The organism is Citrobacter gillenii, from assembly GCF_013337685.1.
Classification (GTDB): domain Bacteria; phylum Pseudomonadota; class Gammaproteobacteria; order Enterobacterales; family Enterobacteriaceae; genus Citrobacter; species Citrobacter gillenii.
Map to the genome: position 1 here is coordinate 197,686 of NZ_SUQN01000006.1, position 23,394 is coordinate 221,079.

21 protein-coding genes, 1 pseudogene and 1 riboswitch are annotated in these 23,394 nt (G+C 53.3%); of the genes and pseudogenes, 12 read left to right on the forward strand and 10 right to left on the reverse strand.

All coding sequences use genetic code 11. From position 1 onward, the window contains the following. The first annotated feature begins 53 nt into the window (after positions 1-53). Positions 54-827, forward strand: a complete 774-nt coding sequence (zupT, locus tag FCH32_RS15400; RefSeq protein WP_096755639.1) for a zinc transporter ZupT — start codon at positions 54-56, stop codon at positions 825-827. A gap of 65 nt (positions 828-892) precedes the next feature. Here zupT and FCH32_RS15405 read toward each other — a convergent pair whose 3' ends face one another. Together FCH32_RS15405 and ribB are read right to left on the reverse strand one after the other, a co-directional pair. Continuing rightward, positions 893-1,069: a hypothetical protein gene (locus FCH32_RS15405; protein WP_115257468.1), complete on the reverse strand. Its 177-nt coding sequence runs from the start codon at positions 1,067-1,069 to the stop codon at positions 893-895. Positions 1,070-1,589: 520 nt separating this feature from the next. Beyond that, positions 1,590-2,243, reverse strand: coding sequence for a 3,4-dihydroxy-2-butanone-4-phosphate synthase (gene ribB, locus FCH32_RS15410; RefSeq protein WP_115257467.1), 654 nt, complete (start codon positions 2,241-2,243; stop codon positions 1,590-1,592). A gap of 106 nt (positions 2,244-2,349) precedes the next feature. After that, a riboswitch (FMN riboswitch) is annotated at positions 2,350-2,499 on the reverse strand. A gap of 132 nt (positions 2,500-2,631) precedes the next feature. Between ribB and ubiK the strand changes: the two genes are divergently transcribed. Further along, entirely contained in the window at positions 2,632-2,928 is a 297-nt protein-coding gene (gene ubiK, locus FCH32_RS15415) for a ubiquinone biosynthesis accessory factor UbiK (RefSeq protein WP_135953046.1), read from the forward strand. A gap of 33 nt (positions 2,929-2,961) precedes the next feature. Here ubiK and glgS read toward each other — a convergent pair whose 3' ends face one another. Then, a complete protein-coding gene (gene glgS / locus FCH32_RS15420) occupies positions 2,962-3,168 on the reverse strand; it encodes a cell surface composition regulator GlgS (RefSeq protein ID WP_096755633.1) in 207 nt (68 codons plus the stop codon). Positions 3,169-3,346: 178 nt separating this feature from the next. Between glgS and FCH32_RS15425 the strand changes: the two are divergent. After that, positions 3,347-3,463 (forward strand): annotated as a pseudogene (locus FCH32_RS15425) (hypothetical protein); the annotation flags it as partial. Between the two features lie 53 nt (positions 3,464-3,516). Here the strand turns inward: FCH32_RS15425 and hldE are convergent. The 3 genes from hldE to FCH32_RS15440 all read right to left on the reverse strand — a co-directional run bounded on the left by hldE (position 3,517) and on the right by FCH32_RS15440 (position 9,268). Continuing rightward, positions 3,517-4,953, reverse strand: a complete 1,437-nt coding sequence (hldE, locus tag FCH32_RS15430) for a bifunctional D-glycero-beta-D-manno-heptose-7-phosphate kinase/D-glycero-beta-D-manno-heptose 1-phosphate adenylyltransferase HldE (protein WP_115257466.1) — start codon at positions 4,951-4,953, stop codon at positions 3,517-3,519. Between the two features lie 59 nt (positions 4,954-5,012). After that, positions 5,013-7,853, reverse strand: a complete 2,841-nt coding sequence (gene glnE, locus FCH32_RS15435; RefSeq protein ID WP_146717981.1) for a bifunctional [glutamate--ammonia ligase]-adenylyl-L-tyrosine phosphorylase/[glutamate--ammonia-ligase] adenylyltransferase — start codon at positions 7,851-7,853, stop codon at positions 5,013-5,015. A 113-nt stretch (positions 7,854-7,966) separates the two neighbouring features. After that, complete coding sequence (locus FCH32_RS15440; protein ID WP_174361171.1) at positions 7,967-9,268, reverse strand: CYTH domain-containing protein; 1,302 nt, start codon at positions 9,266-9,268, stop codon at positions 7,967-7,969. A 241-nt stretch (positions 9,269-9,509) separates the two neighbouring features. On the opposite strand from FCH32_RS15440, the gene FCH32_RS15445 reads away from it, so the two are divergent. Continuing rightward, positions 9,510-10,130 (forward strand): TIGR04211 family SH3 domain-containing protein, encoded by a 621-nt coding sequence (locus FCH32_RS15445; protein ID WP_096755626.1) that lies wholly within the window; start codon positions 9,510-9,512, stop codon positions 10,128-10,130. Positions 10,131-10,192: 62 nt separating this feature from the next. Beyond that, a complete protein-coding gene (locus FCH32_RS15450; protein WP_174361172.1) occupies positions 10,193-11,428 on the forward strand; it encodes a multifunctional CCA addition/repair protein in 1,236 nt (411 codons plus the stop codon). Between the two features lie 98 nt (positions 11,429-11,526). Here the strand turns inward: FCH32_RS15450 and bacA are convergent, their stop codons facing one another. After that, entirely contained in the window at positions 11,527-12,345 is an 819-nt protein-coding gene (gene bacA, locus FCH32_RS15455; protein WP_096755624.1) for an undecaprenyl-diphosphate phosphatase, read from the reverse strand. An 85-nt stretch (positions 12,346-12,430) separates the two neighbouring features. Beyond that, a complete protein-coding gene (gene folB / locus FCH32_RS15460) occupies positions 12,431-12,799 on the reverse strand; it encodes a bifunctional dihydroneopterin aldolase/7,8-dihydroneopterin epimerase (protein ID WP_096755623.1) in 369 nt (122 codons plus the stop codon). 106 nt (positions 12,800-12,905) lie between these two features. On the opposite strand from folB, the gene plsY reads away from it, so the two are divergent. Next, positions 12,906-13,523 carry a glycerol-3-phosphate 1-O-acyltransferase PlsY gene (gene plsY, locus FCH32_RS15465; RefSeq protein WP_096759329.1) on the forward strand — a complete coding sequence of 206 codons (618 nt, stop codon included), beginning with the start codon at positions 12,906-12,908 and terminating at the stop codon, positions 13,521-13,523. Between the two features lie 40 nt (positions 13,524-13,563). On the opposite strand, the gene ttdR is transcribed toward plsY, so the two are convergent. After that, positions 13,564-14,496, reverse strand: a complete 933-nt coding sequence (ttdR, locus tag FCH32_RS15470; protein ID WP_135911392.1) for an L-tartrate utilization transcriptional activator TtdR — start codon at positions 14,494-14,496, stop codon at positions 13,564-13,566. 210 nt (positions 14,497-14,706) lie between these two features. On the opposite strand from ttdR, the gene ttdA reads away from it, so the two are divergent. From ttdA to FCH32_RS15485, 3 genes are read left to right on the forward strand one after another with little or no spacing between them, the layout of a single operon-like run. After that, entirely contained in the window at positions 14,707-15,618 is a 912-nt protein-coding gene (ttdA, locus tag FCH32_RS15475) for a L(+)-tartrate dehydratase subunit alpha (RefSeq protein WP_096755621.1), read from the forward strand. Continuing rightward, entirely contained in the window at positions 15,615-16,220 is a 606-nt protein-coding gene (ttdB, locus tag FCH32_RS15480; protein ID WP_115454410.1) for a L(+)-tartrate dehydratase subunit beta, read from the forward strand. The genes ttdA and ttdB overlap by 4 nt, the downstream gene beginning before the upstream one ends. Before the next feature lie 48 nt (positions 16,221-16,268). Beyond that, the gene (locus FCH32_RS15485) at positions 16,269-17,732 is read left to right on the forward strand and encodes an anion permease (RefSeq protein ID WP_115257460.1); all 1,464 of its coding nucleotides are present in this window, start codon (positions 16,269-16,271) and stop codon (positions 17,730-17,732) included. Between the two features lie 67 nt (positions 17,733-17,799). On the opposite strand, the gene tsaD is transcribed toward FCH32_RS15485, so the two are convergent. Then, positions 17,800-18,813: a tRNA (adenosine(37)-N6)-threonylcarbamoyltransferase complex transferase subunit TsaD gene (tsaD, locus tag FCH32_RS15490; RefSeq protein ID WP_096755618.1), complete on the reverse strand. Its 1,014-nt coding sequence runs from the start codon at positions 18,811-18,813 to the stop codon at positions 17,800-17,802. Positions 18,814-19,048: 235 nt separating this feature from the next. On the opposite strand from tsaD, the gene rpsU reads away from it, so the two are divergent. The 3 genes from rpsU to rpoD all read left to right on the forward strand — a co-directional run bounded on the left by rpsU (position 19,049) and on the right by rpoD (position 23,373). After that, positions 19,049-19,264, forward strand: a complete 216-nt coding sequence (rpsU, locus tag FCH32_RS15495; RefSeq protein ID WP_001144069.1) for a 30S ribosomal protein S21 — start codon at positions 19,049-19,051, stop codon at positions 19,262-19,264. A gap of 234 nt (positions 19,265-19,498) precedes the next feature. Next, positions 19,499-21,244, forward strand: a complete 1,746-nt coding sequence (gene dnaG, locus FCH32_RS15500; RefSeq protein WP_117342687.1) for a DNA primase — start codon at positions 19,499-19,501, stop codon at positions 21,242-21,244. 284 nt (positions 21,245-21,528) lie between these two features. Beyond that, positions 21,529-23,373 (forward strand): RNA polymerase sigma factor RpoD, encoded by a 1,845-nt coding sequence (rpoD, locus tag FCH32_RS15505; RefSeq protein ID WP_096755616.1) that lies wholly within the window; start codon positions 21,529-21,531, stop codon positions 23,371-23,373. The last annotated feature ends 21 nt before the right edge of the window (positions 23,374-23,394 follow it).

The following is a 23,394-nucleotide window of genomic DNA, read 5'->3' on the forward strand; positions in this document are numbered from 1 at the left end:
TTATTTTGACGGTCTGGCCCGGACAGCTGATGGATAAGGAGTTGGATTTGTCGATGTCAGTACCTTTACTTCTGACTTTACTGGCGGGTGCCGCCACCTTTATTGGCGCCTTTCTTGGCGTGCTGGGACAAAAGCCCTCAAACCGCGTGCTCGCCTTTTCTCTGGGTTTTGCCGCGGGCATTATGCTGCTTATATCCCTGATGGAGATGCTACCCGCCGCACTGGCTGCAAAAGGAATGTCACCCGTACTTGGCTACGGGATGTTTATCGTAGGCTTACTGGGCTATTTTGGTCTGGATCGTTTGCTGCCGCACGCCCATCCTCAGGATCTCGTGCAAAAAACAACACAACCTTTACCCGGTTCTATTAAACGCACCGCCATTTTGCTCACGCTTGGCATTAGTCTGCACAATTTCCCGGAAGGGGTCGCGACGTTTGTGACTGCCAGCAGCAACCTCGAGCTGGGTTTTGGTATCGCCCTCGCCGTGGCATTGCATAATATTCCTGAAGGTTTGGCCGTTGCCGGACCCGTGTACGCAGCAACCGGTTCGAAACGTACCGCGATATTTTGGGCTGGGATCTCCGGTATGGCGGAAATACTCGGCGGCGTACTGGCGTGGTTAATTCTGGGGAGTTTAATTTCACCGGTGGTCATGGCGGCAATTATGGCGGCTGTTGCCGGAATTATGGTCGCACTGTCCGTCGATGAACTGATGCCGCTGGCAAAAGAAATCGACCCAAATAATAACCCCAGCTATGGGGTACTCTGCGGAATGTCGGTGATGGGACTCAGCCTTGTCATCCTGCAATCAATGGGCATCGGATAATACAGACGGCGGATGCTGTCCTGCCCTGCAGGCCATCCGCCTCTACAACAGCAAAGCGACAGGGATTATTCATGCTCCCTGACCGTGCCAGCCTCTTCGTTCGTACGGCGGAAGAGTTTGTTACGCGCCTCAAGCAACGCATCTCGGTCTTGTCGAAACGCGCGGCAATAACGCTTCATATGACAATAATAACCAATAGCAACGAGTGCAATTAATACCATCCAATACCAGGCAATAAACATTCTTTTACCCTTAAAATTTAACATCATTAAACATTTAACGTTAAAATTTCACATATCCTTATTTCAACCTACCACTATAGTGGCACATTACAGAAACAAATAGATGATTTCGATCATATAAACCAGCGGATAGAGCCAATTGAAAAACGTGCATTCAAAATAAAACAATACAGAACCTGCAAGCATCTATAAATAACATTAATTATAATAAGTACATTCCAAACTTACTTTATTTAATTAAATCAACACACTAGGGGTTGATAACAAACACACCTAAAACAATAAACACATTTACTTATCACAAAGATTTAGCCATATTCTTATATGGTAAAAAATACAAAAATAGCGCATGCGGAATATATTATATGTCGATAAAATATAAAGCAGTATATCCTCGTAAAAGGATACCGTTCGTCCGGGCAAAGCTAAATAGGCGGGCCGTAATAACAAAAAACCGAAGCCAGAAAACTGACTTCGGTTTTTTATTGCCACCGCAACTGGCGTGGTAAAGCGTGTGCTATCAGCTGGCTTTACGTTCGTGCGCCTGACGGTAAGCGACTAAATCTTCGATCGTGACCACAGCCATATTATGCTTGCCTGCAAATTCGATGCACGCTGGCGCACGCGCCATGGTGCCATCATCATTGGTCAGCTCACACAGTACACCAGCCGGTTTAAAACCTGCCAGCGTCATCAGATCGATGGTAGCTTCAGTATGACCACCGCGGGTCAACACGCCGCCAGCCTGAGCACGCAGCGGGAAAACGTGTCCCGGACGGTTCAGATCGGAAGGTTTAGCACCGTCTTTAACTGCCGCGCGAACCGTGGTAACACGGTCAGCAGCAGAAACACCGGTAGTTACGCCTTCAGCGGCCTCAATGGTCACGGTAAAGCCCGTGCCGTAAGCGCTGGTGTTATTTTCCACCATCATTGGCAGATCGAGCTGCTTGCGTCGATCTTCAGTGATGCACAGGCAAACAATACCGCTACCGTGACGGATGGTAAGTGCCATCTGTTCAACGGTCATGGTTTCTGCCGGGAAAACCATATCGCCTTCGTTTTCACGATCTTCGTCGTCAAGCACCATCACACCGCGTCCTTCACGCAGCGCAGACAGCGCAAGTTCAACACGTTCGAAAGGCGTACCAAAAGAGGAAAGTAGCGTCTGATTCATGGTAAAAAAACCTCACTAAAATTATGGTTACCAGAATCAGGGCAGTCTTAGGAGTACCGTCTAAGCGGCAAAAAAATAACGTGAGCGGGTCCATGCCCGACTGGATCGTTACTCTCTCCCATCCGGACTCTAACCGTCGGCCCCGGAATTACACCGGATCTGCTGACCTTTTCGCGTTAACGAAAAGCGCTCGCGGGCTTTCAACATCAGTTGATTTACCGCCGGTGGGGAATTTCGCCCCGCCCTGAGAATAAGCGAGTTAACTATAACGCTATTGATTACCTTCATCAACGCCTTTGCTTGACTTCACTTCACACAATTCTGGTTTATGCCGCTGCCAGTTCGCACTACAATAGGCAGCAACACGTACCAGTTCAGGGAAACCACCATGATTGACCCGAAAAAAATTGAGCAGATTGCTCGTCAGGTCCACGAGTCGATGCCGAAAGGGATCCGCGAGTTTGGGGAAGACGTCGAGAAAAAGATTCGCCAAACGCTGCAGTCACAGCTGACGCGCCTGGATCTGGTAAGCCGCGAAGAGTTTGATGTACAAACCCAGGTGTTGCTGCGCACCCGCGAAAAGCTCGCGCTGCTTGAGCAACGCCTGACCGAGCTGGAAGCGCGCGAGAAACCGGCTGAAGTGAAGCCTGCGCCTGCTATCCCGCCCGTCGATCCGCAAGCGTAAAAACGACAACGGGCCGCAAGGCCCGTTTATCTGTTAGTGTTCCAGCTCTAATTTTTTCGCCTCAGTTGCCTGCTGGCAATACAGCGCGTAGCGTTTGCAAAACCAACTGCGGTGCTCCTCATCCATGTTGCCGGTTACGGCCTGGATATCAACAGGGTGCCCCTCAGCCTGCATCCTGGCAAAACTCCGGGCCAGGAAATCGAAATTGTTCAGTGAATACATATTGCTGTTCATGAGCATACCCTCCAGTTATTGAATATCTGTTAAGGCCATATGCTTTTTCTGATTTCAGTATTTCCCTATACAGAAAGTTGTTCTGTACATAATGTGCGCAAATTTAGAGCTATGCTTCACACTTTCCTACGAAATCTGAGAGGGGGAGATGTCTTTTTTCGGATGTAAGGAACCTGCAGAACTTCAGGCTCCGCTGATTGATTCGCTGTTAAATGAGATTGGTTTGTCCGGCGGTTCGCTTCACGCCCTGGCTGAGCCGCTGAAAAACAGCCCACAGCCTGTGGAGAAAACTGAAGCATAAGAGACAGAAATGCCGGATAAGGTGTTTATACCGCTATCCGGCAATCGACCAGACTATGACTTATCGCTGTCTTTCTGGATCTTTTTGATGATATTGGTCGTTGAGCAGCCGTCTTCGAAGTTCAGCACCAGCACTTCACCGCCGTTCGCCCATACCTCTTCGCTACCCGCAATTTGTTCCGGCTTGTAGTCACCACCTTTTACCAGCAGATCCGGCAGAACACCTGCGATCAGTCGCTGTGGGGTATCTTCTTCAAAAGAGACCACCCAGTCGACGGATTCCAGCGCACCCAGTACGATCATACGCTGCTCGAGAGGGTTGACCGGGCGCGTTTCACCTTTCAGACGTTTGGTGGATGCGTCGCTGTTTACCGCCACGATCAGACGATCGCCCAGCTTGCGCGCATTCGCCAGATAAGAGACGTGGCCCGCGTGCAGGATGTCGAAAACGCCATTGGTCATGACCACCTTCTCACCGCGCTTGCGCGCGCTGGCCACGGCCTGTTTCAGCTCGGCTTCTGTCATCACACCAAAACCGGTATCCGCACGACCGCGCACGGCGTTTTCCAGTTCGATAGGCGAAACGGTGGACGTCCCCAGCTTACCCACTACCACGCCCGCCGCAGCGTTAGCAAAATAACACGCTTCTTCCAGTGAGTTACCCGCCGCCAGCGTTGCCGCCAGCACGCCAATAACCGTATCGCCAGCACCGGTCACGTCATACACTTCCTGCGCCTGGGTCGGCATGTGCAGCGGTGCTTTGCCCGGCTGCAGCAGCGTCATGCCCTGCTCGGAACGGGTGATCAACAGCGCGGAAAGGTCGAAATCCGCAATCACCTTCATGCCGCGTTCAACCAGTTCCTCTTCGCTTTTGCACTTACCGGCAACCGCTTCAAACTCGGAAAGATTTGGTGTCAGCAGCGTCGCACCGCGATAGCGTTCAAAATCAGTGCCTTTCGGATCGATAAGCACCGGTACGCCAGCCTTTCGTGCCAGCGCAATCATCTGCTGCACGCTGGCCAGCGCGCCTTTGGCGTAGTCAGACAGTACCAGAGCACCGATAGAACCCAGCGCCTGGTTAATACGATCGTGCAGCGGCTGTGGATCTACGCCTTCGAAACCTTCCTCGAAGTCCAGACGGATCAGCTGCTGGTTGCGTGAGAGTACGCGCAGTTTGGTGATCGTCGGGTGCGTCGGCACCGAAACGAAGTCACATTTCACATTCACGTCCGCCAGCGTTTTACTCAGCGCACGTGCCGCATCATCAATACCAGTCAACCCTACCAGACGGGAATTTGCGCCCAGAGAGGCAATATTCATCGCCACGTTTGCCGCGCCGCCGGGACGTTCTTCAATGGTATCCACTTTGACTACCGGAACTGGGGCTTCTGGTGAAATACGGCTAGTAGGCCCGTACCAGTAGCGATCCAGCATCACATCACCGACAACCATGACTCCTGCACGTTCAAACTCTGGCAGCGTTACTTTCATTCCTGTCTCCTGAGAGATTCTCTGAGGGTCTTAAAATTTGCGCGCGATCATAGCACACTTCACTCGGCAACCAGCCACTTCTGCCAGCTGTCACGCACCAGCGCGCGCTCAGCGCTGAAGCACTCCGGCGCCACATGGCCCGGAAGTTCCTGCAAAGCAAGATGATGAAGTTCATCACGCAGCGTGGTATAGGCGCGGGTCAGCGCCAGGGCTTCTTGCTCTTCCATAATGTCGTTTTGTGCCAGTAATTCCAGAATGCGCACGTTATCTGACCAGCGAGTCAGTTTCGGTTTTTCATGGGCATAGCGCAGCACCAGATATTGAGTAATAAACTCAATGTCGGTGATCCCGCCTTCATCTGCTTTGATATCAAAGCGATCGCGATGCTTATTACCCAAATGAGCACGCATTTTCTCGCGCATTTCACGCACGTCGGTCTGCAACGTTTTTCCGTCACGAGCGAGCGTCATGATATCGCGACGCACCGCGTCAAACTGAGAGGTCAGCTGCGGGTCGCCATACACCACCCGAGCACGCACCAGCGCCTGATGCTCCCATGTCCAGGCTTCGTTGCGCTGGTAATCGGCGAAAGCCTCGGTTGATGTCACCAGCATGCCTGCGGCACCGGATGGGCGCAGCCGCGCATCCACCTCATATAAAATGCCGGAAGACGTGCGGGTACTGAAAAGGTGCATGATGCGCTGTGACAGACGCAGATAGAACTGCCGCCCGTCAATTTCACGCTCGCCGTCAGTCATCACGTCCATCGGACAATCGTGCAGGAAGATCAAATCAAGATCGGAGCTGTAGCCCAGCTCCCAACCGCCCAGCTTGCCGTAACCGACAACGGCGAAACCGCGGCCCTCGCGATCGCCAAGGTGCGTTGGCTGCCCGTAGCGGGCGACCATTTGCGTCCACGCCTGCTGAACCACGGCATCGATAATCGCTTCGGCCAGCCAGGTTAAGTGGTCGCTCACCTTCATCACTGGCAGCGTCCCGGCGATATCGGCCGCCGCAATACGCAGCAGTTGAGTTTGCTTGAACTGACGCAACGCTTCCAGTTGCTGTTCTTCGTCATCCTCCGGCACACGCAGCAGATACTGACGTAGCTCATCACGGTAGGCATCGGTTGCGGTGGGCTGATACAGGGTGTTCGGATCCAGCAACTCGTCCAGCAGCAGCGGATAGCGCGCCAACTGGCTGGCGACCATCGGCGAGGCGGCGCACAGCGAAATCAGGTGCTTCAGCGCGCCAGGGAATTCACTCAACAGCTCCAGATAGGTCGTACGGGTGACAATGCCCACCAGCAGCGGAGTAATACGCGACAGCGGCACCGAGGCATCAGCGCGGGAGCAAACATCGCTCAGCAAGTGCGGCATCAAATGATCCAGCACCTGGCGTCCACGTGGGCCGATGGTGCGCTTATCCAGCTCTTTGCGAAAATCGGCGATCAGAGTCAGCACGCGGCGCTGATCGTCTTCCGCAAGATGCGCCAGCACTGGCGTGGTGTCATCTTCCTGCAAAGCATCCTGCCACAGTTCGCGCCACTGTTCCGACAACGACTCTTCCTGGGTTTCGGTTTCATCATCACCGATTAACTCATTGAACACCCGACGCACGTTGCCCATGTGAACGTTCAGGACAGCCGTCAACTGCGACCAGTCATCCGCCCCCATGGCCCATGCCAGACGTGCGCGATTTAGCTCATCGCCCGGCAGCGTCTGGGTCTGTTCATCGTTGATGCTCTGCAGCAGGTTTTCCAGACGACGTAAAAAGAGATAGGCACTTCGTAAATGCTCCGCATCGGTATCAGACAGTAGATGCAGCGCGTTGATGGCGCTGAGCGTAGGTAACAGCGCGCGGGATTGTAGCGATGGCTCACGCCCGCCGCGAATCAGTTGGAAGACCTGAACGATAAATTCGATTTCACGAATACCGCCCGCCCCCAGCTTGATATTGTCTTTCAGACCACGGCGGCGGACTTCACGGGCAATCATCCCTTTCATGTTACGCAGCGACTGGATCACGCTGAAATCGATATAACGACGAAAAACAAAAGGCCGCAGCATGGCGCGCAGTTCAGCGACGTAAGTACCGTCAGCATCCCCCATAATACGCGCCTTAACCATCGCGTAGCGTTCCCAGTCACGCCCTTGCTCCTGGTAATAATCCTCCAGCGCCGAGAAGCTCAGCACCAGCGGACCGCTGTCACCAAACGGGCGTAAACGCATATCCACCCGATAGACAAATCCATCCATAGTCGGCTGATCCAACACTTTAATCAGCCGTTGGCCCATACGCGTAAAGAACTGCGCGTTATCCAGCTCACGCCGTCCGCCCTGCGTCGATCCGTGTTCTGGCCAGGCAAAAATCAGGTCGATGTCGGAGGAAAAGTTAAGCTCGCCGCCGCCCAGTTTTCCCATCCCTAAAATCAGCAGCGGCTGCGGAACACCGTCAGGGTTGCACGGCGTTCCCCACTCACGACAGCAGGCGTCATACAGCCAGTCTCGTGCAGCGATAATCAGCGTTTCAGCCAGATGGCTTAACTGCTGCAAAATGCTCTCTTCCGTCACCAGCGACAGCGTCTGCGCCCAGGCAATTCGCACCATGATGCGACGGCGAAACAGGCGCAGCTCACGCATCAGCGCCGCTTCATCACCGACGTCAGCTAATGCTTGCTGCAACCAGACGCCATAGTGCTGCCATTCATCCGCCAGCGGCGGTTCGCTTTCCAGCTCTGCCAGCCACTCGGGATGGGCGATCACGCTGTCGCGAACAAAATCACTGAATGTGAGCACTGACTTCGCCTGCAGGCTAAGCGACGCTTCAGGTATTGCTGCTGGCAGCCGATCAACAACGGTCGGCCAGTACTGTTGTAACGGTGAAGAGAGCTGCTGCATTTACGGGTTATCCTTTAAATGATGCCGGATAGTGGCGTTTCACCTTATCCGGCCTACAAGACATTTACGCCCATCGCGTAGGCCTGATAAAGGCATCCTGATCTCGGTCCTGATTATCGTTTACCGCTGTGCAGCCAGAACGGCTCCTCAGAGATCGCTTCATTACGATAATGTTCAATTTCAATATGTTGGCGCGTCATGATGGCATGACGTAAACCCTGCCAGGTCGCAATCCATTCCGATGCCACCTTCTCATCGTAATAGCCTGCCAGCATCAGAATACTGTCAATGTTTCGCGTCAGGCGCGGGATTTGGTCGGCATATTGATCGCCCAATGGCTGACCAAACACCGTTTTCAGTTCAGCCGCATGACGTGAAAGATGGGTATCAGAGAAACGCTTGAAGGAGTCGGCGATTTTGGCCTGCGCTTTCGCATCGAGGAACGGTTGCCACCCTTTAGTCACCAACCACTCGGTGAGTGCCAGTTTTGCCATTGCCGTTTGCGGGTTGTAAACCGCAGATACCGCAGAAGTTTCAGCGGCAATAATCGCTTCCGACTGGGTCAGCAAATCACGTAAGTGAGCGCTCGCTTTACGTGGAACATTCCCGCCAAACAGCATCAGGATGTGGCGTACCAGCCCCATCGCCGCCAACACTTCCGATTTGGCGCCTTTTACGCCGCGAACCCATAACTCCTCATGGTACTGCCATTGCGACAATGCCAGTTCCAGCGCGGCTTCAAGCCCCTGCTCAATGCTGGCCTTGGCCGGGACTTTCAGAATACGCGTCGGCTTCAGCTCGCGTGGGGCATTCCCCTGCGCCAGATGATAACCCCGTGCCGCCTTACTCAGGCTACCCAGGCGTAAACCCTCCTCGGCAACCAGCTGATTTGCCAACTTCAACACTGCGCGGGTATCGCCGCTGACCAGTTCCAGTTCAAGCTCACAGAGCGGTTCAGCGAACTCTCCGGCCTTCACTTCACCCAGATCGAGGGCGAGTTCAATCTGGCTACCGTCAACCTCAAGCAGCCATTTCTCACGGTTAAAATCAGTGCTGAACAGCGGTTGTAGCTGAGAGGCGAGATCGGCTGGCAGTTCGCCATTTGGCCAGACTTCGGCTGGAAGCAGCGCAAGATCCAGTTCTGGCTCGCTCAACGCAACATTATACTCTGGTCGCTGATGCAACCCCCCCGTGACCCGTCCGGCAATTTTCAGGGTCATTTCATAACGACCATTCTCACCGCGAATACGCAGCCCCATATCATGACTACGCAACCACCCATCCGGCGTTTCATAGTAGATATTCAGCAACTGGCTGGGCGCATGATGCTCTCCCCCCAGCGTATTCAGACGTTCGCGTAATGCATCAACAGCATCATTATTGACGATAAATTTTAATTCGATTTCCTGGGTCATGATCTTGTACTTATGGGTTATGTCACAGTTGAGAAAACAGACTGCGAACTAAGTGCGTTCTTGATTGTCAGTAGATAGTATTTTGCGCCAAATTGCCATGCAACGAGCAATTTGACGGGCGTAAAAGTTTCGAGTGGTGGCAAAAAGGACACAGATGATTCCGATTGATGTTGAATGCTTTGCGTAGAGACACTGATGCCACTACTATCGTTCCACTTTCTATGACAATAACGACAGCCTGATGCCAAAATTACGCCTGATTGGATTAACTTTACTCGCACTTAGCGCCACTGCCGTCACCCATGCAGAGGAAAAGCGCTATGTCTCTGATGAACTGAACACCTGGGTCCGCAGCGGTCCGGGAGATAATTATCGCCTCGTGGGTACGGTTAACGCCGGCGAGGAAGTCATTCTGTTACAGACCGATGCCAGCACCAACTACGCCCAGGTAAAAGACAGTACCGGACGTACAGCCTGGATCCCGCTGAAAGAGCTGAACAGCACGCCAAGCCTGCGTACCCGCGTTCCGGACCTGGAAAACCAGGTAAAAACACTGACCGATAAGCTCAATAATATTGATACCACCTGGAACCAGCGTACCGCCGATATGCAGCAAAAAGTGGCGCAAAGCGACAGTGTGATCAATGGGTTGAAAGAAGAAAACCAGAAGCTAAAAAACGAGCTGATTGTGGCGCAGAAAAAGGTCAGTGCCGCGAATTTGCAGCTTGATGACAAGCAGCGCACCATCATCATGCAGTGGTTTATGTATGGCGGCGGCGTACTGGGACTGGGTCTGTTGCTCGGTCTGGTTCTGCCACACATGATCCCAACCCGTAAACGCAAAGATCGCTGGATGAACTGAATCGCCTTCTCCGCCACACTGACATATGATTAAGGGATAATTTTTTTCAAAAGGAAAGTGGCGTGAAGATTTATCTGGTCGGTGGAGCTGTTCGGGATGCGTTATTAGGGCTACCGGTTAAAGATAAAGATTGGGTTGTCGTCGGCGCCACGCCGCAAGAGATGCTCGACGCGGGCTACCAGCAGGTAGGCCGCGATTTTCCTGTTTTTCTCCATCCGCAAACACGCGAAGAATATGCGCTGGCGCGAACCGAACGAAAATCAGGTTCAGGCTACACCGGATTTACCTGCTATGCCGCAGCAGACGTAACGCTGGAAGCCGATCTCCAGCGCCGCGACCTGACGATCAACGCGCTGGCCCGCGATGATGACGGCGAGATTATCGACCCGTATCACGGACGTCGCGATCTGGAAAATCGTCTACTGCGCCATGTTTCCCCTGCTTTTAGCGAAGATCCGCTGCGCGTACTGCGCGTGGCGCGCTTTGCCGCGCGTTATGCACACCTCAGCTTCCGTATCGCCGATGAAACCCTGGCCTTAATGCGCGAGATGACCGCTGCCGGAGAACTGGCACATTTGACGCCGGAACGAGTCTGGAAAGAAACGGAAAATGCGTTAACTACCCGTAATCCACAGGTCTTTTTCCAGGTCCTGCGCGACTGCGGCGCACTGCGCGTTCTGTTCCCGGAAATAGACGCTCTGTTTGGCGTCCCGGCGCCGGCTCAATGGCATCCGGAAATCGACACCGGTATTCACACGCTGATGACGCTGTCGATGGCGGCCATGTTGAGCCCAAACGTAGATATACGTTTTGCCACGCTGTGCCACGATCTTGGCAAGGCTCTGACGCCAAAAGCGCTGTGGCCACGTCATCATGGTCACGGCCCGGCGGGTGTCAAACTGGTAGAGCAGTTATGTCAGCGTCTGCGGGTGCCCAATGACATCCGCGATTTAGCCAAACTGGTGGCGGAATTCCACGATCTCATTCATACGTTCCCGATCCTGCAGCCGAAAACTATCGTGAAGTTGTTTGATTCCATCGATGCCTGGCGTAAACCGCAGCGTGTGGAACAAATTGCCCTGACCAGTGAGGCCGACGTCCGGGGTCGCACCGGTTTTGAAGCAGCAGATTACCCGCAAGGTAGGCTGCTGCGGGAGGCCTGGCAAGTCGCACAGACTGTGCCGACGAAAGAGGTCGTTGAGGCAGGATTCAAAGGGCCGGACATTCGCGAGGAGCTGACACGACGTCGCATTGCGGCGGTGGCCAGTTGGAAGGAACAGCGTTGCCCAAAAACGTAGGCAGTATGTTGCCGGATGCGCTGCGCTTATCCGGCCTACGGGGTCAACATCTCGTTCCGTAGGCCCGGTAAGCATAAGCGCCACCGGGCACACAAAAGTTAGAAGAACACCACGTAAACAGCGGCGGCGACTACAAAACGATAAATCGCAAATGGAATAAACGAGATACGTTTAATCAGCTGCAGGAAGGTTTTGATCGCCACCAGCGCCACGACAAATGCCGTCACGAAGCCCACAGCAAACATTGGAATGTCTGACGCGCTCAGGAACGACCAGCTTTTGTAGAGATCTAACGCCGTGGCACCCATCATCATTGGTACCGCCAGCAGGAATGAGAATTCCGATGCGGCATAGCGGCTCACGCCCATCAGCATACCGCCTGAAATGGTCGCTCCGGAACGGGAAAATCCCGGCCACAGCGCCAGGCACTGGAAGCAGCCAATCATAAACGCCTGGCGATAAGTCATATCATCCAGACCCGGCGCGCGCGGCTCTTTCGGCTTCAGGCATTCTGCGGCTATCAGCAGCACGCCCCCCACCACCAGCGCATACATCACGTTGATCGGGTTAAACAATGATTTGATGGTATCGTGGAAAATCAGTCCCAGTACCACGGCCGGGATCATCCCTAACAGGATATGCCCCAGCGTTAGTCGTCCCTTGCCGGTTCCTTCATGCGGGGCTTTACCAAAGTGAATGCCAATCAGGCCAAACAAGCGGCGCCAGAACATCACCACAACAGCCAAAATGGAACCCAGTTGAATAACCACTTCAAATGTCTTTGCGGTAGCGCCTTCAAACCCCAGCAGATGGCCAACAATAATCATATGGCCGGTGCTGGATACAGGCAAAAACTCCGTCAATCCCTCGACCACACCCAAAATTGCCGCCACCAGCAGCGAGTGCATATCACTCATCAATTAACCCCTAGATAGAAAACCATGGCAAAAAAGAGCCAACGTTAGGACTCTTTTATACCTGTTAGGTTTAGATATTATTAATTTAATTACTTTCTTTCAGATTATTGCCACGCTCAATGATAACGCCGACGTTTGCCGCTCTCGCCACCGCCCCCGGCTTGCTGAGCTTGATGCGTACCCATGGGGAATTAAAACGGCTAAGCAGGAGGTCTGCCACCTCTTCAGCCACGCGTTCAACCAGCGCAAAACGTCCGCCTTCCACATGGCTGACCACCGTTTGTGCGATATCAGCATAGCTCAGGCAATCGGCAACATCGTCGCTTTTCGCTGATTTGCGGTTATCCCATGCCATTTCGATATCGAACACCAGTTTTTGTTCGATAGTCTGTTCCCAGTCATAAACACCAATAGTGGTGATTACCGAAAGTTGCTCTATAAATACAATATCCATCACGACCTGCCTGCTTTTTGGCTAACCCGGATACCACTTCCGGCGAAATATGCGTATTATCCACGGAAGTAGTGTTTTACACGACATTTTCAAAACGGAACAGCTTATGAGTGCAATCGCGCCTGGAATGATTATCTTCGCGTACCTCTGCGGCTCAATTTCCAGTGCTATTCTGGTATGCCGCCTCGCTGGATTGCCGGACCCACGTGATAGCGGTTCTGGAAATCCGGGCGCGACAAACGTATTGCGAATTGGTGGCAAAGGAGCCGCCGTCGCCGTGCTGATTTTTGACGTCCTGAAGGGTATGTTACCCGTGTGGGGTGCATACGCGCTAGGCGTTAGTCCTTTCTGGTTGGGCTTGATTGCTATCGCCGCCTGCCTGGGACACATCTGGCCGGTGTTCTTCGGTTTTAAAGGTGGGAAAGGCGTCGCCACCGCCTTTGGCGCCATTGCGCCGATTGGCTGGGATTTAACCGGCGTCATGGCGGGCACCTGGTTGCTGACCATCTTGCTGAGCGGTTATTCCTCGTTAGGAGCCATCGTCAGCGCCCTGATAGCCCCGTTCTATGTCTGGTGGTTCAAACCCCAGTTCACTTTCCCGGTATCCATGCTGTCGTGCTTAATTCTGCTGCGCCATCATGACAACATCCAACGTCTGTGGCGTCGACAAGAGCCGAAGATCTGGACCAAGCTGAAGAAAAAGCGCGAAAAAGATCCCGAGTGACGGTGCTGCCGGATGATGATGCGACGGTGTCTTATCCGGCTTACAGGATCTGATACCCGTCAACCGGCTTACCCAACCGCTGCTGGCACCACGTTGCCAGAAACTCTACGCACACCCGTAGCTTTACGCTACGATACAATGGCTCCTGATACACCGCCCAGATATTGGCGCTCTGCGCATATTCTGGCAGCACGCGAACCAGTTCACCGCTGAGCAGAAACGGCTGTACGTCCCACTCAGAACGCAGCATGATCCCTTTTCCTTGTAACGCCCACTGCAACACAATCTCGCCGCTGTTAGAAGAAAGATGCCCCGCCACCTTAACCGATTTTTTCTCATGCCCATTATCAAGTTCCCAAACCCCGTGCGTCATATCGCGCTCTTTGGTAACCAGGCAATCATGGCGACTTAATTCCTGTAACGTCTTTGGATCCCCGTATTCTCGTAAATATGTCGGTGCAGCACACAATATTCTTTTATTTTTCGTTAACAAATGTGCAATATAATAATCGGGAATTTCATCATTAATACGAATATCCAGATCGATATTATCCTGCGCTAAATCAATTTGCCGATCGTACAGTTCAAAATGCACCTGTAATTCAGGATAGCTATGCATCAATTCGGTAATCGCTGGGGCGATATAACTGCGCCCAAACCCAAAGCTACAACCAATACGGATCATCCCTTCCGGTCGCGTTTTGATTTGCGTGACGTCATCCACCAGATGCTGATAGCGGGCGAGGATCTCCTGCGCATGTTCATAGCACCGCTGACCGCTTTCCGTTAACGCCACGCCGCGTGCGGAGCGGTTAAGCAGCGTGGCCCCTAGCGTAGACTCCAGAATCTGAATGCGTTTTGTCACAAACGCTGGCGTCTGCCCAAGGGTCGCTGCCGCCGCGCTAAAGCTGCCGCTATGCACAATTTCAACCAGCACCTGCAGGTCTTTCGCCAGGGGATAGGTGTTCAGCATGTTCAGGATATCCGTGAGGGTGTGAATCGCAGTGTAATTCCCCTGGACATAATAAACCCTGCCTTTGCGCAATTTTTATTATCTTAAGCGGGCATCATTCACGAACTGTTAATTGGTTATTCACAGCGCTAAAAAATATAAAACCACATTTTTAGTGGTAGTTTGTCCGGGAGAATTTATTTCCAGATAAATAAAAGAACTGGAGTTGACATGATGAGCCATCAAAATAACCAACATGCGATAAATACGCTGACTAACATTGTCGCTGATTTTACCGCCATGATTTCTACCCGTATGCCCGACGATGTCGTAGATAAATTAAAACAGCTACGCGAAGGCGAAACCTCGCCGATGGGTAAAATTATCTACCACACCATGTTTGACAACATGCAGAAGGCGATCGACCTGAATCGCCCGGCGTGTCAGGACACCGGTGAAATCATGTTCTTTGTGAAGGTCGGTTCCCGTTTTCCACTGCTGGGCGAACTGCAAAGCATCCTTAAGCAGGCCGTTGAAGACGCCACCGTTAAAGCGCCGCTACGCCACAATGCGGTAGAGATTTTTGACGAGGTAAACACCGGCAAAAATACTGGTACCGGCGTGCCATGGGTCACCTGGGACATCATCCCCGACGCTGACGACGCAGAAATTGAAGTCTATATGGCGGGCGGCGGCTGTACGCTGCCGGGGCGTTCCAAAGTGTTAATGCCTTCCGAAGGCTACGAAGGTGTCGTGAAGTTTGTTTTTGAGAATATCTCCACGCTAGCAGTAAACGCCTGCCCACCGGTGCTGGTCGGCGTAGGTATTGCGACCTCCGTTGAAACCGCCGCCGTGCTGTCACGCAAAGCCGTACTGCGCCCGATTGGCTCACGCCATCCCAATCCCAAAGCTGCCGAGCTGGAACTGCGTCTCGAGGAAGGACTTAACCGTCTGGGTATTGGCCCACAGGGGCTAACGGGTAACAGCTCCGTGATGGGCGTACATATCGAATCTGCCGCACGCCACCCGTCGACTATCGGCGTGGCCGTTTCTACCGGCTGCTGGGCGCACCGTCGCGGCACGCTGCGGGTTCATGCCGATCTCTCCTTCGAAAATTTGTCTCACACCCGGAGCGCGTTATGAAAAAGATCCTGACAACCCCGATCAAAGCCGAAGATCTGGCAGACATTCGCGTCGGCGATGTCATTTACCTGACCGGTACGCTGGTGACCTGTCGCGACGTGTGTCACCGCCGTTTGATCGAACTCAAGCGCCCGATCCCGTACGATCTAAACGGTAAAGCCATTTTTCACGCTGGCCCGATCGTGCGTAAGAACGGGGAAAAATGGGAGATGGTCTCCGTCGGCCCAACCACCAGCATGCGTATGGAAGCCTTTGAGAAAGAGTTCATCGAGCAAACCGGCGTCAAACTGGTGGTCGGCAAAGGCGGCATGGGACCGTTGACCGAAGAAGGGTGTAAACAATTCAAAGCACTGCACGTGATCTTCCCGGCTGGCTGCGCGGTTGTTGCCGCCACGCAGGTTGAAGAAATTGAAGAAGTGCACTGGACGGAATTGGGCATGCCGGAATCCCTGTGGGTGTGCCGGGTTAAAGAGTTCGGCCCGCTGATTGTTTCCATCGATACCCATGGCAACAACCTGATCGCCGAAAACAAAAAGCTGTTCGCTGAACGTCGCGACCCGATCGTCGAAGAAATCTGCGAGCACGTGCACTACATCAAATAACCCTCCCGGAGAGGCGCATACCTCTCCCCCTTTCGCAGGGATACAACAATGGCACCTTTAGCTGGTTGGTGGCGATACCTGGCTCCGCTGGTGGTCATCGCCATTATTGCTGTTTTGCCCGTTCCTGGCGGTCTTGAAAGCCACACCTGGCTCTATTTTGCCGTCTTTACCGGGGTCATCGTCGGGCTTATCCTGGAACCTGTTCCCGGTGCGGTAGTGGCGATGATTGGTATTTCTATCATTGCCGTGCTGTCGCCGTGGCTGTTGTTCAGCCCTGAGCAACTCGCCCAGGACGGATTTAAATTTACCGCCAAATCGTTGTCATGGGCGGTGTCGGGGTTTTCTAACTCGGTTATCTGGCTGATTTTCGCCGCCTTTATGTTCGGTACCGGTTACGAGAAAACGGGTCTGGGTCGGCGTATCGCGCTGATGCTGGTAAAGAAGATGGGGCATCGCACGCTGTTTCTCGGCTATGCGGTGATGTTCTCCGAACTGATCCTCGCCCCCGTAACACCGTCTAATTCCGCACGCGGCGCAGGCATTATCTACCCGATCATTCGTAACCTGCCGCCGCTGTACCACTCTCAACCCAACGATCCCAGCGCCCGCTCCATTGGCTCTTACATTATGTGGATGGGGATCGTCGCCGACTGCGTCACCAGCGCTATTTTTTTAACGGCGATGGCACCAAATCTGCTGCTAATTGGCCTGATGAAAGGCGCTTCCCATACAGCGTTAAGCTGGGGTGACTGGTTCTTAGGCATGCTGCCGCTGAGCATTTTACTGGTGTTGATCGTGCCCTGGCTGGCCTACGTGCTGTACCCACCGGTGCAGAAATCTGGCGATCAGGTCCCGCGCTGGGCGGAAACCGAGCTGAAGGCGATGGGGCCACTGTGCGCGCGTGAGAAAAAGATGCTGGTATTGATGGTGGGAGCGCTGGTGCTGTGGATCTTTGGCGGTGACTATATTGATGCCGCAATGGTCGGCTACAGCGTGGTGGCGTTGATGCTGGTACTGCGCATCATTTGCTGGGATGACATTGTCAGTAATAAAGCAGCATGGAACGTCTTTTTCTGGCTGGCTTCGCTGATTACCCTTGCCACCGGGCTGAACAATACTGGCTTTATCTCCTGGTTCGGCAAACTGCTGGCAAACGGACTCAGCGGCTACTCGCCGATAATGGTAATGGTGGCGTTGATCGTGGTGTTCTATCTGTTGCGTTATTTCTTTGCCAGCGCCACGGCCTATACCTCTGCCCTCGCGCCAATGATGATTGCAGCCGCGTTGGCGATGCCGGATATCCCGCTGCCGGTATTCTGCCTGATGGTCGGTGCCGCCATTGGTCTGGGCAGTATTTTGACCCCGTACGCTACCGGACCAAGCCCGATCTACTACGGCAGCGGCTACTTGCCGACGGCCGATTACTGGCGACTGGGCGCCATCTTCGGCCTGATATTCCTCGTCCTGCTGGTGATAACCGGCCTGCTGTGGATGCCTCTGGTTTTACTGTAAATCCCGCCGGGGCGGCGTAGCGTCGCCCCCTTTCCCTACGCATCTCACCAGTCAGCTCCCGGTGCGCTTACGCCGCCGGTAACTCCGCCAACGGCCAGCGTGGACGCACGGTGACACCAAGGTCTGCCGTTGCTCCGGATTTAAAACGCACCATGCCCGCATAGGCGATCATCGCCCCGTTATCGGTACAAAATTCCGGGCGCGCATAGAACACTTCGCCACGGCGTTTTTGCATCATTTCCGCAAGTGCGGCCCGCAGGGTACGGTTAGCGCTCACGCCCCCCGCCATCACCAGACGCTTAAAACCGGTTTGATCCAGCGCGCGTTTGCACTTGATCATCAGCGTATCGACCACCGCATCTTCAAATGCACGGGCGATATCCGCACGGGTCTGATCGTCGTTTTCGTTATTACGAATGGTATTTGCGGCAAACGTTTTCAAGCCTGAGAAGCTGAAATCCAGCCCCGGACGATCGGTCATCGGGCGCGGGAAGACAAAACGCTTTTCCACGCCCTGAGACGCCAGCTTAGACAGCATCGGGCCACCTGGATAATCCAGCCCCAGCAGTTTGGCCGTTTTATCGAACGCTTCACCGGCCGCATCGTCAATCGATTCGCCCAGCAACTCATACTGTCCAATACCGGTGACGCTAATCAGCTGCGTGTGTCCGCCAGAAACCAGCAGCGCTACAAAAGGATATTCCGGCGGATTATCTTCCAGCATCGGTGCCAGCAAATGGCCTTCCATATGGTGTACAGGAATGGCCGGAACATTCCAGGCGAACGCCAGAGAACGCCCTACGGTCGCCCCCACCAGCAGCGCACCGACCAGACCCGGTCCTGCGGTATAGGCCACCGCATCAATATCTTTTGCTGTTAACCCTGCTTCAATCAGCGCCGCCTGAATCAACGGTACGGTTTTACGCACGTGATCGCGCGAAGCCAATTCAGGCACAACTCCACCGTAGTCAGCGTGCAATTTCACCTGACTATACAATTGGTTGGCTAAAAGACCTTTTTCATCGTCGTAAATGGCGATGCCGGTTTCATCGCAGGATGTTTCAATTCCCAGTACACGCATGACTTGTTTTACCTCGCTCTAATACCGCGCAGTGTAGGTCGAATGCGGGTTGATGTAAAACTTTGTTCGCCCAAGGAAGAACCCTCGTGTATACTCCTCACCCTTATAAAAGTCCCTTTCAAAATCGCGTCGGTGCTTTACAAAGCAGCAGCAATTGCAGTAAAATTCCGCACCATTTTGAAATAAGCTGGCGTAGATGCCAGCGGCAAACCGAATTTATAAAGGTGAGAGTTACATGCCGGTAATTAAAGTACGTGAAAACGAGCCGTTCGACGTAGCACTGCGTCGCTTCAAGCGTTCCTGCGAGAAAGCAGGTGTTCTGGCGGAAGTTCGTCGTCGTGAGTTCTATGAAAAACCGACTACCGAACGTAAGCGCGCTAAAGCTTCTGCTGTGAAACGTCACGCGAAGAAACTGGCTCGCGAAAACGCACGCCGCACTCGTCTGTACTAATCTATTGGGAGCTAAGGCTCTCAATTCAGACTGAGTTGTAGTTGTAAGGCCGTGCTTCCGGAAGGAATGCGCGGCTTATTTTCGTTTATACATCAGTAACTACACAAAATCATTCACACTGTATCAAGACGGCAAGTGAGTGAATCCCCGGAGCTTACTTAAGTAAGTGACAGGGGTGAGCGAGCGCAGCCAACGCAGAGACAGTTTGAAGGATGAAGTGTAATAACGGGGCATATGGCTGGACGAATCCCACGTGTATTCATTAATGACCTGCTGGCAAGAACCGACATCGTCGATCTCATCGATGCACGAGTTAAGCTGAAAAAGCAGGGCAAAAATTATCATGCGTGTTGTCCGTTCCATAACGAGAAAACCCCCTCTTTCACCGTAAACGGTGAAAAACAGTTTTATCACTGCTTTGGGTGTGGCGCGCACGGCAACGCCGTCGACTTTCTCATGAACTACGACAAGCTCGAGTTTGTGGAAACCGTCGAAGAACTGGCCGCAATGCACAACCTTGAAGTGCCTTATGAAGCAGGCAACGGCCCCAGTCAGATAGAGCGCCATCAACGGCAAAGCCTCTATCAATTGATGGACGGCCTGAACACTTTTTATCAACAGTCTCTGATACAACCCGCCGCTACCCCTGCGCGCCAGTACCTGGAAAAGCGAGGACTCAGTAGCGACGTGATCGATCGTTTTGCTATTGGTTTTGCCCCCCCCGGTTGGGACAACGTCCTGAAACGGTTTGGCGGCAATCCTGAGAATCGCCAGGCATTGATTGACGCGGGTATGTTGGTGACCAACGATCAGGGACGCAGTTACGATCGCTTCCGTGAGCGAGTGATGTTCCCTATCCGCGACAAACGCGGTCGGGTCATTGGTTTTGGTGGACGCGTACTGGGCGATGCCCTGCCGAAGTACCTGAACTCCCCGGAAACCGATATTTTCCATAAAGGTCGCCAGCTGTATGGCCTTTATGAAGCCCAGCAGGATAACGCCGATCCGCAGCGCCTGTTAGTGGTTGAAGGCTATATGGATGTGGTGGCGTTGGCCCAATACGGCATTAACTACGCCGTGGCCTCCCTCGGGACGTCAACCACTGCCGATCACATCCAGCTGTTGTTCCGTGCGACGAACCAAGTGATTTGTTGTTACGACGGTGACCGGGCCGGACGCGATGCCGCATGGCGCGCGCTGGAAACTGCACTGCCGTATATGACGGACGGACGCCAGCTGCGCTTTATGTTTCTACCTGACGGTGAAGATCCCGATACGCTGGTGCGTAAAGAAGGGAAAGAAGCCTTTGAAGCCCGGATGGAGCAAGCCTTACCGCTCTCCGCGTTTCTGTTTAACAGCCTGTTACCACAGGTAGATTTGAGTACCCCGGACGGACGAGCACAGCTCAGTACGCTGGCCTTGCCGCTGATCACGCAGGTCCCGGGCGAAACGTTGCGCATTTATCTGCGGCAGGAGTTGGGAAACAAGCTAGGCATTCTGGATGACAGCCAGCTTGAACGTTTAATGCCAAAACTGGCAGAAAATGGAGCTTCCCGCCCTGTTCCACAGCTAAAACGTACGACCATGCGTATACTTATAGGGTTACTGGTACAGAACCCAGGTTTAGCCCCGCTGGTGCCGCCGTTAGGCGCTCTGGATCAAAATAAGTTGCCCGGCCTTGGCTTATTCAGAGAACTGGTCAACACTTGTCTGGCCCAGCCAGGTCTGACCACCGGACAACTGTTAGAACACTATCGTGGCACAAATGATGCGGCCACCCTTGAAAAACTGTCGATGTGGGACGATATAGCAGATAAAGATATCGCGGAAAAAACCTTCACCGACTCACTCAACCATATGTTTGATTCGATGCTTGAACTGCGCCAGGAAGAGTTGATAGCTCGTGAGCGCACACATGGTTTAAGCAACGAAGAACGCCGGGAACTCTGGACGCTGAACCAGGAACTGGCCAAGAAATAAGAGAAAGACAAAACAAAGACAAAATCATTCGCGTTGTATCAAGGCAGCAAGTGAACGAACGCCTGGGAGTGTACATAAGTACATGACCAGGAAGAGAGAACGCAGCTAACGCAGAGACAACGTGAAAGATGAAGTATTTAACGGCTTAACTGCCGAATATCGATCGGGAAGCCCCCGACAGCCGCACGGAGAGGCAGCGGCAAAATATAAGTATGCCCTCGTTTTGCCGTTGGCGGTTTTACCGCCCAACACCAATCAAACGAATTAAGTGTGGATACCGTCTTATGGAGCAAAACCCGCAGTCACAGCTGAAGCTACTTGTCCAACGTGGTAAGGAGCAAGGCTATCTGACCTATGCCGAGGTCAATGACCATCTGCCGGAAGATATCGTCGATTCAGATCAAATCGAAGACATCATCCAAATGATCAATGACATGGGTATTCAGGTGATGGAAGAAGCACCGGATGCCGATGATCTGCTGCTTGCTGAAACCTCCAACAGCACCGATGAAGACGCGGAAGAAGCGGCTGCCCAGGTTCTGTCCAGCGTTGAGTCCGAAATCGGTCGTACAACTGACCCGGTGCGCATGTACATGCGTGAAATGGGTACCGTTGAACTGTTAACCCGTGAAGGCGAAATTGACATCGCTAAACGTATCGAAGACGGGATTAACCAGGTTCAATGCTCCGTTGCAGAATACCCGGAAGCCATCACCTATCTGCTCGAGCAGTACGATCGCGTAGAAGCTGAAGAAGCGCGTCTTTCCGACCTGATCACCGGCTTTGTCGATCCGAACGCGGAAGAAGACATGGCACCAACGGCGACGCACGTCGGGTCTGAACTCTCTCAGGAAGAGATGGATGACGACGAAGACGAAGATGAAGAAGAAGACGACGACAGCAGCGATGACGACAACAGCATCGACCCTGAATTAGCGCGCGAGAAATTCGGTGAACTGCGTACTCAGTACGAAATCACCCGCGACACTATCAAAGCGAAAGGCCGCAGCCATGCTGCCGCGCAGGAAGAAATTCAGAAGCTGTCTGAAGTGTTCAAACAGTTCCGCCTGGTGCCGAAGCAGTTCGACTACCTGGTAAACAGCATGCGCGTCATGATGGACCGCGTGCGTACTCAGGAACGTCTGATCATGAAGCTCTGCGTTGAGCAGTGCAAAATGCCGAAGAAAAACTTCATCACCCTGTTCACCGGCAACGAAACCAGCGAAACCTGGTTCAACGCGGCTATCGCGATGAACAAACCGTGGTCTGAAAAACTGCACGACGTGGCAGATGATGTCCACCGCGGCCTGCAGAAACTGCGTCAAATTGAAGAAGAAACCGGCCTGACCATCGAGCAGGTTAAAGACATCAACCGTCGTATGTCCATCGGTGAAGCGAAAGCCCGCCGTGCGAAAAAAGAGATGGTTGAAGCGAACTTGCGTCTGGTTATCTCTATCGCTAAGAAATACACCAACCGTGGTCTGCAATTCCTCGATCTGATTCAGGAAGGCAACATCGGTCTGATGAAAGCGGTAGATAAGTTTGAATACCGTCGTGGTTATAAGTTCTCCACCTATGCAACCTGGTGGATCCGTCAGGCGATCACCCGCTCTATCGCAGATCAGGCGCGTACCATTCGTATTCCGGTGCATATGATTGAGACCATCAACAAGCTCAACCGTATCTCCCGCCAGATGCTGCAAGAGATGGGCCGCGAGCCAACGCCGGAAGAGCTGGCTGAACGCATGCTGATGCCGGAAGACAAGATCCGTAAAGTGCTGAAGATTGCCAAAGAGCCTATCTCCATGGAAACGCCGATCGGCGACGATGAAGATTCGCATCTGGGTGATTTCATCGAGGATACCACCCTTGAGCTGCCGCTGGACTCTGCCACCACCGAGAGCCTGCGTGCCGCAACGCACGACGTTCTGGCTGGCCTGACAGCGCGTGAAGCAAAAGTTCTGCGTATGCGTTTCGGTATCGATATGAACACCGACCACACGCTGGAAGAAGTCGGGAAACAGTTCGACGTTACCCGCGAACGTATCCGTCAGATCGAAGCGAAGGCGCTGCGTAAACTGCGTCACCCGAGCCGTTCTGAAGTGCTGCGTAGCTTCCTCGACGATTAATCTCGCCGTATAAACATCAAC

Coding starts and splice junctions, on each gene's coding strand:
- zupT (WP_096755639.1), top strand. CDS start 54: ATGTCAGTACCTTTACTTCTGACTTTACTGGCGGGTGCCGCCACCTTT.
- FCH32_RS15405 (WP_115257468.1), bottom strand. CDS start 1,069: ATGTTTATTGCCTGGTATTGGATGGTATTAATTGCACTCGTTGCTATT.
- ribB (WP_115257467.1), bottom strand. CDS start 2,243: ATGAATCAGACGCTACTTTCCTCTTTTGGTACGCCTTTCGAACGTGTT.
- ubiK (WP_135953046.1), top strand. CDS start 2,632: ATGATTGACCCGAAAAAAATTGAGCAGATTGCTCGTCAGGTCCACGAG.
- glgS (WP_096755633.1), bottom strand. CDS start 3,168: ATGCTCATGAACAGCAATATGTATTCACTGAACAATTTCGATTTCCTG.
- hldE (WP_115257466.1), bottom strand. CDS start 4,953: ATGAAAGTAACGCTGCCAGAGTTTGAACGTGCAGGAGTCATGGTTGTC.
- glnE (WP_146717981.1), bottom strand. CDS start 7,853: ATGCAGCAGCTCTCTTCACCGTTACAACAGTACTGGCCGACCGTTGTT.
- FCH32_RS15440 (WP_174361171.1), bottom strand. CDS start 9,268: ATGACCCAGGAAATCGAATTAAAATTTATCGTCAATAATGATGCTGTT.
- FCH32_RS15445 (WP_096755626.1), top strand. CDS start 9,510: ATGCCAAAATTACGCCTGATTGGATTAACTTTACTCGCACTTAGCGCC.
- bacA (WP_096755624.1), bottom strand. CDS start 12,345: ATGAGTGATATGCACTCGCTGCTGGTGGCGGCAATTTTGGGTGTGGTC.
- folB (WP_096755623.1), bottom strand. CDS start 12,799: ATGGATATTGTATTTATAGAGCAACTTTCGGTAATCACCACTATTGGT.
- plsY (WP_096759329.1), top strand. CDS start 12,906: ATGAGTGCAATCGCGCCTGGAATGATTATCTTCGCGTACCTCTGCGGC.
- ttdR (WP_135911392.1), bottom strand. CDS start 14,496: ATGCTGAACACCTATCCCCTGGCGAAAGACCTGCAGGTGCTGGTTGAA.
- ttdA (WP_096755621.1), top strand. CDS start 14,707: ATGATGAGCCATCAAAATAACCAACATGCGATAAATACGCTGACTAAC.
- ttdB (WP_115454410.1), top strand. CDS start 15,615: ATGAAAAAGATCCTGACAACCCCGATCAAAGCCGAAGATCTGGCAGAC.
- FCH32_RS15485 (WP_115257460.1), top strand. CDS start 16,269: ATGGCACCTTTAGCTGGTTGGTGGCGATACCTGGCTCCGCTGGTGGTC.
- tsaD (WP_096755618.1), bottom strand. CDS start 18,813: ATGCGTGTACTGGGAATTGAAACATCCTGCGATGAAACCGGCATCGCC.
- rpsU (WP_001144069.1), top strand. CDS start 19,049: ATGCCGGTAATTAAAGTACGTGAAAACGAGCCGTTCGACGTAGCACTG.
- dnaG (WP_117342687.1), top strand. CDS start 19,499: ATGGCTGGACGAATCCCACGTGTATTCATTAATGACCTGCTGGCAAGA.
- rpoD (WP_096755616.1), top strand. CDS start 21,529: ATGGAGCAAAACCCGCAGTCACAGCTGAAGCTACTTGTCCAACGTGGT.